The 13,491-nt window shown below is 43.2% G+C and carries 13 protein-coding genes; 4 read left to right on the forward strand and 9 right to left on the reverse strand.

From position 1 onward, the window contains the following. Nucleotides 1-170: 170 nt before the first annotated feature. On the forward strand, nucleotides 171-380 hold the full coding sequence (locus ACI35L_RS13630; RefSeq protein WP_049672167.1) for a hypothetical protein: 210 nt from the start codon (nucleotides 171-173) through the stop codon (nucleotides 378-380). 12 nt (nucleotides 381-392) lie between these two features. Here ACI35L_RS13630 and ACI35L_RS13635 read toward each other — a convergent pair whose 3' ends face one another. The 3 genes from ACI35L_RS13635 to ACI35L_RS13645 form a co-directional block, all read right to left on the reverse strand. Beyond that, the gene (locus tag ACI35L_RS13635) at nucleotides 393-1,280 is read right to left on the reverse strand and encodes a 50S ribosomal protein L11 methyltransferase (RefSeq protein WP_439803114.1); all 888 of its coding nucleotides are present in this window, start codon (nucleotides 1,278-1,280) and stop codon (nucleotides 393-395) included. 193 nt (nucleotides 1,281-1,473) lie between these two features. After that, on the reverse strand, nucleotides 1,474-1,821 hold the full coding sequence (locus ACI35L_RS13640) for a hypothetical protein (protein ID WP_049672169.1): 348 nt from the start codon (nucleotides 1,819-1,821) through the stop codon (nucleotides 1,474-1,476). Between the two features lie 123 nt (nucleotides 1,822-1,944). Continuing rightward, complete coding sequence (locus tag ACI35L_RS13645; RefSeq protein WP_439803115.1) at nucleotides 1,945-2,532, reverse strand: vWA domain-containing protein; 588 nt, start codon at nucleotides 2,530-2,532, stop codon at nucleotides 1,945-1,947. A 94-nt stretch (nucleotides 2,533-2,626) separates the two neighbouring features. On the opposite strand from ACI35L_RS13645, the gene ACI35L_RS13650 reads away from it, so the two are divergent. The 3 genes from ACI35L_RS13650 to ACI35L_RS13660 all read left to right on the forward strand — a co-directional run bounded on the left by ACI35L_RS13650 (nucleotide 2,627) and on the right by ACI35L_RS13660 (nucleotide 5,154). Next, nucleotides 2,627-3,118 (forward strand): hypothetical protein, encoded by a 492-nt coding sequence (locus ACI35L_RS13650; protein WP_049672170.1) that lies wholly within the window; start codon nucleotides 2,627-2,629, stop codon nucleotides 3,116-3,118. A gap of 158 nt (nucleotides 3,119-3,276) precedes the next feature. Beyond that, nucleotides 3,277-4,797, forward strand: a complete 1,521-nt coding sequence (gene exaC, locus ACI35L_RS13655) for an acetaldehyde dehydrogenase ExaC (protein WP_049672171.1) — start codon at nucleotides 3,277-3,279, stop codon at nucleotides 4,795-4,797. Nucleotides 4,798-4,815: 18 nt separating this feature from the next. Then, complete coding sequence (locus ACI35L_RS13660) at nucleotides 4,816-5,154, forward strand: DUF779 domain-containing protein (RefSeq protein ID WP_049672172.1); 339 nt, start codon at nucleotides 4,816-4,818, stop codon at nucleotides 5,152-5,154. Nucleotides 5,155-5,201: 47 nt separating this feature from the next. On the opposite strand, the gene ACI35L_RS13665 is transcribed toward ACI35L_RS13660, so the two are convergent. The 6 genes from ACI35L_RS13665 to ACI35L_RS13690 all read right to left on the reverse strand — a co-directional run bounded on the left by ACI35L_RS13665 (nucleotide 5,202) and on the right by ACI35L_RS13690 (nucleotide 13,257). Then, on the reverse strand, nucleotides 5,202-6,050 hold the full coding sequence (locus ACI35L_RS13665; protein ID WP_439803116.1) for an undecaprenyl-diphosphate phosphatase: 849 nt from the start codon (nucleotides 6,048-6,050) through the stop codon (nucleotides 5,202-5,204). 500 nt (nucleotides 6,051-6,550) lie between these two features. Beyond that, entirely contained in the window at nucleotides 6,551-8,896 is a 2,346-nt protein-coding gene (locus tag ACI35L_RS13670) for a polyprenyl synthetase family protein (protein ID WP_439803117.1), read from the reverse strand. A 111-nt stretch (nucleotides 8,897-9,007) separates the two neighbouring features. Beyond that, complete coding sequence (locus tag ACI35L_RS13675) at nucleotides 9,008-9,580, reverse strand: HD domain-containing protein (RefSeq protein WP_439803118.1); 573 nt, start codon at nucleotides 9,578-9,580, stop codon at nucleotides 9,008-9,010. A 416-nt stretch (nucleotides 9,581-9,996) separates the two neighbouring features. Beyond that, nucleotides 9,997-10,293 carry a hypothetical protein gene (locus tag ACI35L_RS13680; protein ID WP_049672174.1) on the reverse strand — a complete coding sequence of 99 codons (297 nt, stop codon included), beginning with the start codon at nucleotides 10,291-10,293 and terminating at the stop codon, nucleotides 9,997-9,999. Between the two features lie 174 nt (nucleotides 10,294-10,467). Further along, nucleotides 10,468-12,144 carry a long-chain fatty acid--CoA ligase gene (locus tag ACI35L_RS13685; RefSeq protein ID WP_049672175.1) on the reverse strand — a complete coding sequence of 559 codons (1,677 nt, stop codon included), beginning with the start codon at nucleotides 12,142-12,144 and terminating at the stop codon, nucleotides 10,468-10,470. 237 nt (nucleotides 12,145-12,381) lie between these two features. Then, a complete protein-coding gene (locus tag ACI35L_RS13690; protein ID WP_439803119.1) occupies nucleotides 12,382-13,257 on the reverse strand; it encodes a hypothetical protein in 876 nt (291 codons plus the stop codon). Nucleotides 13,258-13,491 lie beyond the last annotated feature (234 nt).

Below are 13,491 nucleotides of genomic sequence, written 5' to 3' on the forward strand. Positions count from 1 at the left end.
TTACCTCTGAAAATTCAGCTTACAAATATCACACTATAAGCCTAATTTTATTCCATTTTATGTAATAAACCTCTTAATATTTACAATAAATTCCTCAATAAGATGATTACTTTGTCTTATATTGCGGTATTAAGGAGAAAGACTAAAGAAATTTTAAGGGGGAAAAACGATTGCAGAGACTAAAAATGATTGTTGATGACTTGCATGATAGTGAGGCGAAATCATTATTATTCCAAATTCTATTGAAGATTGAATCAGGCAAGGAGGGCGGCTTCGAGGTAGAGTCGTTTACTCGGGACTTAGAGGGCTTATATGACCATCTTCTCTATTATAAATCTGGAAACATCTCCACCTATCCAAACAAAATAAGACAGCGCTAGGCTGTCCTATTGTTATCGGCTTTTTATGAGATAGGCTGTCACCCATTCATCTGTTTGATGAATTTCCTTCAGCTGATACCCGTTTTCTTGGTAAACCTTTAGAGCATCCTCCTCATTCCACGTCACCATCCCCGAAAGGATTAATCTCCCTCCAGCTGCCAGATGTCTATCAACAAAAGCGAATAATTGCTTAATTTCATTTGCAGCGATATTAATGAAGATCCAGTCGAACGTTCCATCAATCCCGAACTTTGGATTTAGAGCATCCGCACAGCTCACCTTGATATTGGACTCTACCCCATTCAGCCTGGCATTGTATAAAACCTCTTCACCAACATCCTCCATATCGATTGCTTGAATTTCCGAAGCTCCTGAAAGAGCGGCCCCTATACTTAATAGCCCCGCTCCTGTACCGATATCAAGCACCCTCATTCCTTTCATCTCTTCACGGAGAATGAGACGGAGACAGTCCTGTGTCGTTCCATGAAGACCTGAACCAAAAGCACGCGGAGGCTCAAAATGAATGATTTTGCCTGCCGGTACTTGCTCTTCCTGTACCGGTTTAATGAACCAGCCATTTTGAAGGTCAATGATAGGGAATGGCTCCTGCCATTCTACTGTATCAAGCAGCTGATAATGTACCTTTTCCTTTTCAACCGTAAGGATAGCCGCTATGGATGCCTGCTCCTTTTCAACATCCACCGGTATTGACTCCTCTTCAATAATCACCTTCAGGTCAACGGTGCCATCCTCAATCTCTTGGACACCATAGCCATTGTCAGAAGCATATTGCTCAATCGGCTGGTCGTAATAAGAATTGTAGTACCCATGCATATTCAGCTTTTCGATTGCTTCATCGACAGCCTCCTGCAGCATAGAAATCGTATATTCATGTAGCATTTTCAACATCCTTACCTTCATCATTGATTGTTCTATTATAGGAGGGTTGCGAACAATTCGCAAACCTGCTTCGAATGTCTCAAACCCTCTCAGCTTCCCAATCCGGTGTTCCGAATCATTCGGAGCCCCCCTGCGAATCAATAAAAGCCGGCAAACAGCAAAAGACCCTGATGACATTCATCAGGGTTTTCGTTTAGAAAGAGAGAATCATATAATAGCAAACTGGGATTATAAATAGCAGCAATCCTGGAATGGACAGAATCAATCCGGCAATAGCAAGCCCTCTCCCCTTACTCGAATGCAGAGCAGCCAAGCCAAAAGGCAACGTGAGAAAGGCAAGGATAAAGCTGATTGATATAGCCAAGATGTCAATTGAATCAGCCATTTCGTAGGAGCTGACCGCATAATAGCCTAAAAGCATGAAGGCGAACGAGGCCAGGCCTGTCAATCCAGCTATCATTGCTGAACCGAGACGCTTATGGACATATACATTTGATTCATGGTGCATTGATGTTCGAGTTGCCTGGATACTTGAATACAAAACGACTCCTCCTAACCCCAAATAAGTGAAATCGTTCTATATATCGGTCAATATTCATTTTGTTCAACATACCTAGACGAAAAGGAAGGAGCATATCGCTCCTCCATAGCTCGAATACTATTTTTATGTTCTTTTTTCAGCCAATTTCATATGGACAGATGCATACATCTTCTGGACGCCGACGGGTGAAGCTTCATATTGGCAGGCATCTTGTTCAGCAACGCCCAATTGTCCAGCTTCCTTAGCTGCATCGATATTGGCTCCGATAAAGAGGAATTCCCAATGATATTTCTCTTGCTGATGACGAATCATTTCTTTCACTTTGTCATACGTAAATTCCACGCTGGCATTCTCATAGCCATCTGTCGTAATGACGAAGATCACTTTGCCAGGACGCGCATCCTCCGCCGTATGTGCCAGACGCTGGCCAACGCTTAAAATTGTTTTTCCGACAGCATCAAGCAGGGCAGTCATCCCTCTGACATAGTATTCCTTCTCTGTCATTACTACTTGATTCGCATCCTTTCCTTCCCAAAGCACCTCATACTCATCATCAAATAAAATAGCGGTCACTGCAGTCTTGCCAGGCAGATCGCATTGTTTTTTCACCAAGGAGTTGAACCCGCCAATTGTATCCTTCTCCAAACCAGCCATCGAACCGCTCCGATCAAGGACAAAAATGAGCTCAGTCAATTGTTTATTCATCATCATCCATCTCCTCAAATGAATTATCTATCATGCTATAATTTTACCTAAGAGAGTGAAGCATTTGGTCGCTTTACAGGCGACAATAAGGAGGATGGTCATGAAACGAGAATACTTAATGCATGAATTGAAAGAGTATATGGCAGGCCGTCAGCTTGAACCTGTTGTTTTCGAAAGTCAGCTGCTGCGCTCAGCCACCCGTCACACCGAGGAGGAGGAATTGCAAGATTTCATTGAGACAAACAGGAAGCCGCCCCTTCAGCAAGTCCTATTCTCTTTTATTGATGAAAAAGGAAAAACAGATTCTGAGATTTACACACGTGCAGGTGTTGACCGCAAGCTTTTCTCAAAGATACGCACCAACCCGGAGTATCATCCCAGTAAACGAACCATCCTTGCCTTAGGGTTTGCCTTAGAGCTGCAAGAACCAGACTTGGAGATACTCCTTCAGGCAGCCGGGTATTCCCTCTCTGAAAGTGAGACGAGCGATTTAGTCATTCGATTCTTTCTCGAGAAAGCTATTTATGATATCGATCTTGTGAATCAAGGACTGGATTCCATGAATCTAAAACCATTGACCGGAATTTTATAAAGCCCCCTGTTTTTGTCAATCATATTAGTTGAAATTTTTGTGAACAACTATTTTAATAGAGTATAGAAAGCGCTTCCAGATGCTGGCTTGTTTTTCAAGATTTACAATTGCCAAGACATCTGATTCATTTTCAATACGAACATAAAGGGGAATGCTTCATGATCTACGCAAATCCAAATACAGATGGAGCCATTATTCAGTTCAAGGAGAAATACGATAATTTCATCGGGGGCAAATGGGTTGCTCCTGTTAAAGGTCAATACTTTGATAATAGATCACCTGTTAATGGTGAAGTATTCACACAGGCTGCACGCTCTTCCGCAGAGGATATCGAGCTTGCTTTAGATGCAGCACATGCAGCGAAGGATGCTTGGGGGAAAACATCTGCAGCTGTACGTGCACAAATCTTAAATAGAATTGCTGACCGTTTAGAAGAAAACCTAGAAATGGTCGCTGTCGCAGAAACATGGGATAACGGGAAGGCTGTCCGCGAGACATTAAATGCAGACATTCCGTTAGCAATTGACCATTTCCGTTATTTTGCAAGTACCATCCGCGCCCAAGAAGGCCGCACTACCCAGCTTGACAACGATACAGTCGCTTACCACTTCCAAGAGCCTTTAGGTGTAGTAGGACAAATCATTCCATGGAACTTCCCAATCCTTATGGCCGCATGGAAGATTGCACCGGCACTTGCAGCTGGGAACTGCATCGTCTTAAAACCAGCAGAGCAAACACCTGTCTCTATCATGGTCGTCATGGAGCTTATTCAAGACCTGCTTCCTGCTGGAGTGCTGAATATTGTAAACGGATACGGCATTGAAGTCGGTAAGCCGCTTGCGACAAATAAACGCATCGCTAAGATTGCCTTCACCGGTTCTACAGCTGTCGGCCGTCAAATCATGCAATATGCAACAGAAAATATCATCCCTGTCACGCTCGAGCTTGGCGGCAAGTCCCCGAATGTCTTCTTTGAAGATGTAATGGACCAGGATGATGAATTCCTTGATAAAGCGATTGAAGGATTAGTCATGTTCGCCCTCAATTCCGGCGAGATTTGTACTTGCCCTTCACGTGCGCTCATCCAAGAGTCCATTTATGATAAATTCATGGAACGGGCGATAGAACGCGTTAAAGCCATCAAGGTCGGCAACCCGCTTGATACAGACGTTATGATGGGAGCCCAAGCCTCCAATGAACAAAAGGAAAAAATCCTTTCTTATATCCAATTAGGTAAAGAAGAAGGGGCTGAATGCCTAATCGGCGGAGGAGAAAATAACCTCGGCGAAGGATTAGAAAAAGGCAACTATATTCAGCCAACTGTCTTTAAAGGCCATAATAAAATGCGTATCTTCCAAGAGGAAATCTTCGGACCAGTTCTTGGCGTGACTACATTCAAGGACTTCGATGAGGCAATGGAGATGGCCAATGATACCTTGTATGGCTTAGGAGCCGGCGTATGGTCCCGCAGCGGTGACCTTGCATACCGTGCAGGCCGTGCCATCCAGGCAGGACGCGTATGGACCAACACGTACCATCAATATCCAGCCGGAGCTGCTTTCGGCGGCTATAAATTATCTGGCATCGGCCGTGAGAATCATGCGATGATGCTAGATCACTATCAACAAACGAAATGTCTATTGGTCAGCTATGACCGCAAGCCACAAGGCTTCTTCTAAATCGAAAGGTTGATGATTATGCCAGAAAGAGTCATTGCGACAGATGCCGCCCTTAGTCTAATTAATCATTTAAGGGACATTCACGGCAGCATCTTCTTCTACCAATCCGCCGGCTGCTGTGACGGGTCGGCACCGATGTGCTATAGAGAGGAAGACTTCCGGATTGGGAATGCGGATTTGCTGCTCGGAATCATTGGCGGTGTTCCTTTCTATATGCACCAGAGCCAGTATGAATATTGGAAGCATACACAGCTAATCATTGATGCCATCCCAGGAAAAGGGGCTGAATTCTCACTCGATAGCATAGAGGAACGGCATTTCATCACAAGATCACATGTATTATCTAATGGAAATTAAACAAAAAAGCCATTTCACGAGTTAAATGTGAAATGGCTTTTCTTCGATTAAAAATACAAGAAGTAAATTGCCGCTACCAAGACAATTCGGTAGATGGCAAATGGCATTAATCGAATCTTATTAATTAGCTTCAAGAAGAAGCGGATCGATATTAGCGCAAAGATAAATGCACTGATGAAACCGACAATAAAGAATGGCAGAGCATCCATATTGAAATGCTCCCAGTTCTTAACCAATGACAGCAAACTGGCCCCCGCCATAATTGGCACAGCCATGATGAACGTAAAATCAGCTGCCGCTCTATGACTTAATCCAAGCAGAACCCCGCCTGAGATGGTCGAGCCTGAGCGGGAAAAGCCTGGCCATAAGGATAAGCATTGAATCAATCCGATTGAGAGGGCCTGCTTATACGTAATTTGGTCAACCGTTGTTACCTTAGGCTCTTTCTTCTTGCCGCTTACGATATCTGCGGCAATCATCAGGAAGGACCCGACTAAAAGACCAATCATAACCGTCTCGATTGAGAAGAGATGCTCATCAATATAATCCTCAAACAAGAGGCCAAGAACACCTGCAGGAATTAATCCGACAATTACATGCGTTAAACGGAGATGATTCCCCTCAGCTGTTCTCTTATCCTCTTTCTTGCCGAAAAGCCGATTCAACCCAAGCATATCAATGAATCGATCCTTAAAGATAATAACAACTGCCAATATCGAGCCAAGCTGGATAACAATCTTAAAGGTATTCGCTGTATATTGCCCAAGGAATTCGGTGGACTTCAGCCACATCTCATCAACCAATATCATATGCCCTGTCGAGGAGACCGGCGCAAATTCCGTCAATCCTTCAACAAGCCCAAGGATAAACGCCTTCAATAACTCAATAAACTCCATATTTCTGCTCCCTAATGTTTGTTTTTATGCCTAACCGCAATTAGATAATATTACTAAAGTCTCTATGTTTACCCAATACAGTTTACACCATATTGTCCTCATTCGGAAACAAAAATTGTAGACAGCTAGAAACCAACACAGCATAGACGGTACTCCTGAATAAGCCACATTATCAAAATAGCGTAAGTAGAGAGAGTTTTGCGGAAATTCAGATGGAAAAAGGAAGATTTTCATCAAAAAAGATCATTAGTTTATCTATTTTGGACCTTTAAAGAAGGAGGAGGCTTTCTTTTTATGAGAAAACAACCTTATTTCATAGTTTAAGGGCGAAATCCCTTCGGTTAAGGGCGAAGCGGTTGACGTATGGGCGATAAATGTGAAGGATGGGCGAAAACAGGCGTTGACCATAGCTTCCGTCTGTTTTCTGTCAGAAGTTTCCCTGATTAATAATCCATACAAAAAGGCTGACCCTGAGCATCCAGGATCAGCCTCTCCCTTCATTATCTTTGACGATTAATTAGATAATCCAGCAGATGCTTCAAAAAATCTGTATTACGATTGATTCCCGGCAAGCTTTCAATCGCCTCACAGTAATGATGCCACATTTGTTTTCTCGCACCATCCACTCCAAGGACCGTTACAAAGGTTGAGCGTCCATTCTCTTCATCCTGGCCAGCAGGCTTTCCAAGAGCTTCCGAATTTCCCTCTGTATCCAGCAGATCATCCTTTATTTGAAAGGCGATACCGGCGTGATGAGCAAATTGTTTAAGAGCCTGCCTTTCACCCTCATCAGCCTCCGCAAGGATAGCTGGCATCATAACTGCTGCCTCAAACCCAATACCGGTCTTATAAAAGCACATGCTATTCAATTCTTCCAATGACACGCTGCCCTTCTTTTCCTCCAAGTCAATGACTTGCCCGCGGCACATTTGCATCGCAGCATTCGCTGAATATTGAATGAGCGAGAGAACGGCCTCCGGTTTGAATGACTGGATGGATGCCTGCTCTAAGGTTGCCTTTTGGATAAGAAAGATTCCTGTCAGTTCAGCGATTGCATTCGTATAGGCAATATGCAGAGCAGGCTGTCCACGGCGAGCTGCTGCATTATCCTGTGAGGGAAGATCGTCGAAGATTAAAGAGGCCGTATGCATATATTCAAGAGACTTCAGCACTGGTATCAAATCCTGCTTATTTAAACCGAACTCCATTCCCATCATCCACGCGATAACAGGCCGCATCCGTTTCCCATCTGCCATCAGGCTGTAGTTGGCCGCTTCCCGCAGCGTCCTTTCCTCTGGGAGCGCGTTTTGAATATCCTCTCCAAGCGGAAGAAAGCTGTTCATCTCTTCGCGCAGCTCATTTGTGAGGGAAGAAAATGTCTCACGGTCTGTCCTATCTTTCTCCAGCTGGGCGAGCATATGGTCACGCAGCAGTTTATCGAAGAAATCGACATTTTCTGCCTTCTTGACGAGCTTTTGAATAAGCCGGTTAAATTCAGGCATCCCAGCTGCGAATAAGCCCATGACCTCCTTGTATTTTTCCGCCCCGAACCGGACTTTATTTCGTTTCAGTCCATTGATGGCTCTGTCCAAAATGACTTCCCTGGCCAATTCATTCGAGGAATACACATAGTGAATCAAATTTGCGATGACGGCGAAATACAGTTCAAACGGATTAACCAGATCGGTCCGTTCCTTATGATGGGTCCAATAATAGGTGTAGGGAGTAACGGCTCCAGCTTGCAGATCATCAAATAAATCTGTAAAATCATCTGCGAGCTGATTGTAAATGCCGTAGTAAAACGTCCGCTCGTCAAAACCCTTATCTTCATCTGCGCCAATCACCGAACGAACAATTAATCTTGAGGAGGCTGATTTCAGAATGACAGGAATCAGAAGTTCCTCATTTGTGTAATCTGCATGAGACAATTCTTTATTACGGTCCAGCTCCTGTGCATGAAAAAAGACATAGGATTCTGAGAAAAAGGTATTTAAAGCTTCAGGTGACTGATGATTTTTCATATAAGTAAAGGCCTCTGAAAGTTCTGAGTGGATATAGGCAAGAATCTCCCTCTTCCCCTCCGGCCATTCCCCCAGCTCAGGAATTTCACGAGTGAGCAAGGCCGTACGAATCATGGCTGAATATTGCTCCTTCTCCTTGTCTGTCAAATAATTAGAGTCAAGGAGATCATCTACGAATGGATAGGTAAGACCATAGGCATAGCCCAGTCTTATCGCTTCATCAAGCTTAACCGCCCGAACATCCTCCTCTATGTCCTCACCCATTTGATCGTAGGCATGAAGCACAACCCCGGCGATAATTTTAATCAGCTTCCGCTTGGCATGACCTGCGTTCAGCTCGTTTGGAATATGTTCTGCCACGCTGCTCAATTTAGAAAACAGCCAAATGACGCTAAGCTCGATTCCTTCTTTCTCACCCCATCGATACAGCTCATCCCTGCTTAAGGTTCCTGCCTTCTCTTCAGTAGAATGGGCCACATATTTTTTTAAGCGCCTCACCGTTTGCTCGATTTCTTCTTCCGCCTCAGCTGTATCCATTGCCTTTCCAAGATCACGCATATATAAATAAGCTGCACTCCTGCGTAAATAGGGATCCAACTTTCCGGTGTAATCGAGCCACTTCAAGTATGGCCGATAACCAATACTCGAATCTTTTTTGGGCCCAGCTAAAAAGGGCAGATTCACATGATTCTCCTTCCATTCTGAAAAATCGTCTGTCAGCACAGGAATGAAATGGCGTTCAAGCACCTCTGTCCTTAATCTTTTAAAATATTGTTCAGCTCTTACCTCGGCTAATTGATAGCTTGAATGAGTCTCTTTCATCATAACAACTTCCTTCATAATCAAATCAAGGCTTTTTCAATCTAGATTGGCTGTTCTGATTGCCGTTATTCTTATCATAACGGCAGAATACATCAGGAAGAAGTCAGCCGCCATTCATTGGTTAAAAACTTCCTTAATTAAGCGGTCAAGCTCCTTCCACGCCGAGTAGCCTTCAAGCTCTTTTAAAGAATCACAGACGGAACGGTAATACCATGCATGCATTTGCGGATCCTTTACATTGAAGCGTTCCCACAGTTGATTCCCAATCTGTTCATAGTCCCGCTCGATTGAACGTATATTAGATAATTTATCGCCCAGTGTAATCATTTTTGTTTCCACACTTGCATCCTGCAAATGATGGATTGTCTCTTCCTTTCTCGTTTTCCATGTATCTCCCTTTGGCTTTCCATGATATTTGTTTTCTGTCTCGCTTTCAACAAGCCGGGCCACATCAACGCCAAATTGCTCCTCAATATCGGATACCGTGCAGCTAGTGTCCTCTAGAACATCATGGAGATAGGCAGCGGCAATAATTTTCTTATTATCAGTTAACGTCCGTACAATATCCGCTGTTTCCTCCAGATGCGTCATATAGGGAATGTTTGTCCCCTTTCGATAAGTCCCTGCATGAGCCTTTTCAGCAAATTGACAAGCTCGAACATCTATATCTTGTATGGATTCTTTCATGCCAAACACCCTCTCTCCTCTTCATAGAAAAAGCCCTCATTCAGAAAACATCGTTTCTTGAATCCAAGGGCTTCACCTTTACACCATTATTCCCTCAATCATCAATCTTCGCAACTAGTCTTCCTTTGACTTCATGTCGCTCAAGACGTTTCAAGCCCTCAGGAATCTCATCAAAGGTGACTTCCACTAATAAAGGATTAGCTCACTTTAATCTCCTGATGAATATATGTATAGCCTTGCAAATGTAAGCAACATCATTTATCTGTATATTGCAATAACTAAATTCCCATCAGTCATTTCAAATAAACATGTTATATATGTGAAAAATTTTCGATATTATTTTTTGATATAACAAAAAAACCACAGAATCTCTGGATTTCACCAGGTCTTTCTGCAGTTAGCCCGTTTTTGTTTTATCATTTGTCAATCCAACCTTTAATCCTTTCCTTGAAATCCTTCAATTTCTCCGGAACCTCATGGACACCGCTCCATTTTTGATAAAACTTCTCCCAGTCCTCTCCTGTCAGCCGATAAAATCTCTCCAACTGGTCTATATACGTAAACAAAGCTTGCTCCACCGCAATCTCAGGGATTTCATACTCCTTCGGTAAATCCATATCCAGACGCTGACAAAGTAGCTGATGCAATCTATTCATGTAACGTAATTGTTCGACATCTATCTTTACGTTCACATATTCCTTGTTATTCGACATCTTCCTCTTCTCCTTCACGACCGTCTAAATACCTATGATTAGTATATGTAGTTTAAGAAGAAATATAAAGAGGAAGCTGTATGACTTTAAAAGGAGAAACCTGCTTCCCCTTAAATTCACGGGCAGAATTTGGCCAGTGCATGGCAAGAATAACCCCCATTAATTTCTTCATATTCATCCCTTTATGAACTTCTCTTGATTTCTTGCTTCATCCTGGAGCTTTCTCCATAGAATCTTACCGCTTGCTGTCATCGGGAAGGCATCCCTGAACTCAATAGTACGTGGATATTTATAGGCCGCCATTTGAGTCTTAGCCCATTCAACCATCTCCTCTTCAGTAACCTTCCCTTTCTCCTCCTCACTCAAAATGATATAGGCTTTGACACTTTCTCCGCGTTTCGGATCAGGGACACCAACGACACATGCCTGCTCAACAGAAGGGTGTTTGTACAATAAACTCTCTACTTCTGTCGGCCACACTTTATAGCCCGAGGCATTGATCATCCGCTTCACTCGGTCAACCATAAAGTAATAGCCTTCCTCATCGAAATGACCAATGTCTCCTGTACGAAAGAAGGATTTGCCATCCAACTGAATGAAAGCCTGCTCGGTTTCCTCAGGCCGATTATAGTATCCTGTAAACACCTGCGGTCCATTGACAATAATCTCACCTGTTTCATGCGGACCAAGCTCCTTAAAGGTAGTAGGTTCCACAATCCGAGCATCGACATTAAAAGCAGGCACTCCCAAACATTGCAGCTTCGGCCGATCAATCGGATTGAAATGGGTGTGGGATATCGTTTCAGAGAGACCGTATCCTTCCGCAAAGCGCAGACCCGTCAGCTTGTACAGTTTTTCCCCGACCGCTTCAGGCAGCGCAGCTCCTCCTCCAGCAATGCAGGACAAACTGGAAATAGTATAATCAGCTAAAGAAGGGTTCGAAAGAAAATCAATGACCATAGTGCTAATGTTGATCCAGTGCGAGCAACGGTATTTCTCAATAAAAGAAACAGCATGATTCCTGTTCCAGCGTGTGAGGATAACCATCTCTGCTCCAGCATAAATAGGTGCATGCATGCTATGGAGCATCCCAGTTACATGAAAAAATGGCAAAGCCGATAAATGAACCGAATCAGAGTATGTATTCAGCCAATTGACTGCACTTACCACATTCGCCTGAATGGTCCGGTTTGTATGAACACATCCCTTTGGAAGCCCTGTTGTTCCAGAAGTATACGGAATGACCGCCATGTCATCGGCATGTCCCTCAAACGCTGGAATCGGCAAGCTAGACTGCATGATATCCGACCAGCCATGCCGATTCTCATCATCAAAGGCAATTCGGGCATTTTTCACCTCTGGGGGGAGAGTATCATCTGTTGAGGTGTGGTAATCAGAATAGGCAGTAATAATGAGATTAGTAAGTGAGGTGTTTTCAAGGAGAGGGCTGATTTCTTGGTGAAGCTCCTGACCGACAATGGCTGTCTTGCATTCGCAATCCTGTATATAGAATTTCAGCTCGTTGGTTGTATTCATTGGGTTAACTGGAACGACCACCGCATGTGCGCGCAGAATCGCATAAAAGGCAATGACATATTGAGGGGAATTTTGCATAAATAAGATGACTCGGTCTTTTGGTTTCACCTGAAGCTCATGATGAAGATAAGAGGAAAGCGTCTCTACCTCTCGAAGTACTTCCTCATACGTCATAGATGCTCCATAATAATGAAGACATGTCTTCTTCGGGTACCTCTTTGCCGTAACGGCTAGATTATCGAACAATGGACTTTCCGGCACTGTCAAAAACTTCGGCATCCGATTGGGCCATACAGAATAATGAGATGTATTCATTCGCAAAACCTCCTGCTTTTATAAAATACCAATGACACGTTCACATAATAGTAAGAAACATGCTACTTAGTATTTTCTAGTATACATTAATTCCCATTTCAACCCCTATTTTTCTTCCGATAAATTTCGACAATACCACTAAAATTTCAGCAGATTAATCAAGAAACAGTCCTATTACATATGGCTGATAAGAGAAATATCATAAAAAGACTCGCCCTTAATGGACGAGCCTTTTCATTATAAATAGCACAAAATAGATTTCTCAATCCAATAGGAAAATTCAGTCTTCGGACAAAGCCTTTCATACTGCTTCATCTCTTCATACATTCCAATCCCGTCCGATACGTCATGCCATAGATCAGTAAACACAAAATCATATTCCTCAGCGGGCATCACCTGCTTTGCATACTCAAATGCATCTGCTTCAATGATTCGGACCTTATTAGCCTGCCTAAACTGCGGGAGCAGATAGGTTTGGAAAAGCTGGATAATATCCCGGTTCTTCTCAACGATCGTAATACTGTCCACTTCATCCTTTTCAGACACCATATAGGCATAGTAGCCAAGACCAAGACCGTATGCCAGCACCTTTCCATATGCTTTCTTAATCGCATCTTTCATGGTCTCCACCTCATTCGGTGTGACTGTCATCCAGATCCGTCCATTCTCCAGGATAGCCGGATATGCGAACTCCTCCGTAAAGAAGCCAATCTGAGGATATTGCCGCCCATCTAAAGTCCGGACGATATCATTGCATACAAACCCCTCAAATGGTTTATACTTTTCATACTTCAGCTCACTCTTCCCTATTTTCACTGATGGCATCTTTATATTCTGATAATAGGAATTCTCTGCATATTCCGCTGTATCCAGCTGGAAAAATATCTTTGGGAAATACCGATTATAGAATTCCCTATCAACTTGGTCATCTGCGATATCTAACCCGAAAGCTGCAGCCAAAATCATCGCGACTGCCTGCTTATAGGGCACCCCGTACTTCACCAATTCCTCTATTTCATCCTTTTCCACATAATCCGGCGCATTATTTAGATAATTGCTGAGAAGGGCAAATATTTTTTGATTATCTACTGCTATCTTGTCATTCGGTTTCATGCTGTCACCTATCTTCATCTATTTATATGTAAAATTATAGCTGCAAAAATCAGCAAGAGTAACTACGGGAGATTAGGGCTATCTCTAAAACTGGTTTTCGTCGTTCCAGTTTCGTTCATAAAATAGTGTTTCGCTAATATCCATTGGACTTTCGCTTATTTCCAGCCAGAAAACCCACATATAATATGCTACGCAGCTCACTCTTTTCAAAACGGGCCTGGTAATCAACAGGCC

The organism is Pradoshia sp., assembly GCF_051873915.1.
In the GTDB taxonomy this organism is placed as follows: domain Bacteria; phylum Bacillota; class Bacilli; order Bacillales; family Pradoshiaceae; genus Pradoshia.

What these genes read in the sequence shown, in the direction of transcription:
- ACI35L_RS13635 (WP_439803114.1), bottom strand. Translation starts at nt 1,280, where the DNA reads ATGCTACATGAATATACGATTTCTATGCTGCAGGAGGCTGTCGATGAA.
- ACI35L_RS13645 (WP_439803115.1), bottom strand. Translation starts at nt 2,532, where the DNA reads ATGATGATGAATAAACAATTGACTGAGCTCATTTTTGTCCTTGATCGG.
- ACI35L_RS13650 (WP_049672170.1), top strand. Translation starts at nt 2,627, where the DNA reads ATGAAACGAGAATACTTAATGCATGAATTGAAAGAGTATATGGCAGGC.
- exaC (WP_049672171.1), top strand. Translation starts at nt 3,277, where the DNA reads ATGATCTACGCAAATCCAAATACAGATGGAGCCATTATTCAGTTCAAG.
- ACI35L_RS13660 (WP_049672172.1), top strand. Translation starts at nt 4,816, where the DNA reads ATGCCAGAAAGAGTCATTGCGACAGATGCCGCCCTTAGTCTAATTAAT.
- ACI35L_RS13665 (WP_439803116.1), bottom strand. Translation starts at nt 6,050, where the DNA reads ATGGAGTTTATTGAGTTATTGAAGGCGTTTATCCTTGGGCTTGTTGAA.
- ACI35L_RS13670 (WP_439803117.1), bottom strand. Translation starts at nt 8,896, where the DNA reads ATGATGAAAGAGACTCATTCAAGCTATCAATTAGCCGAGGTAAGAGCT.
- ACI35L_RS13675 (WP_439803118.1), bottom strand. Translation starts at nt 9,580, where the DNA reads ATGAAAGAATCCATACAAGATATAGATGTTCGAGCTTGTCAATTTGCT.
- ACI35L_RS13680 (WP_049672174.1), bottom strand. Translation starts at nt 10,293, where the DNA reads ATGTCGAATAACAAGGAATATGTGAACGTAAAGATAGATGTCGAACAA.
- ACI35L_RS13685 (WP_049672175.1), bottom strand. Translation starts at nt 12,144, where the DNA reads ATGAATACATCTCATTATTCTGTATGGCCCAATCGGATGCCGAAGTTT.
- ACI35L_RS13690 (WP_439803119.1), bottom strand. Translation starts at nt 13,257, where the DNA reads ATGAAACCGAATGACAAGATAGCAGTAGATAATCAAAAAATATTTGCC.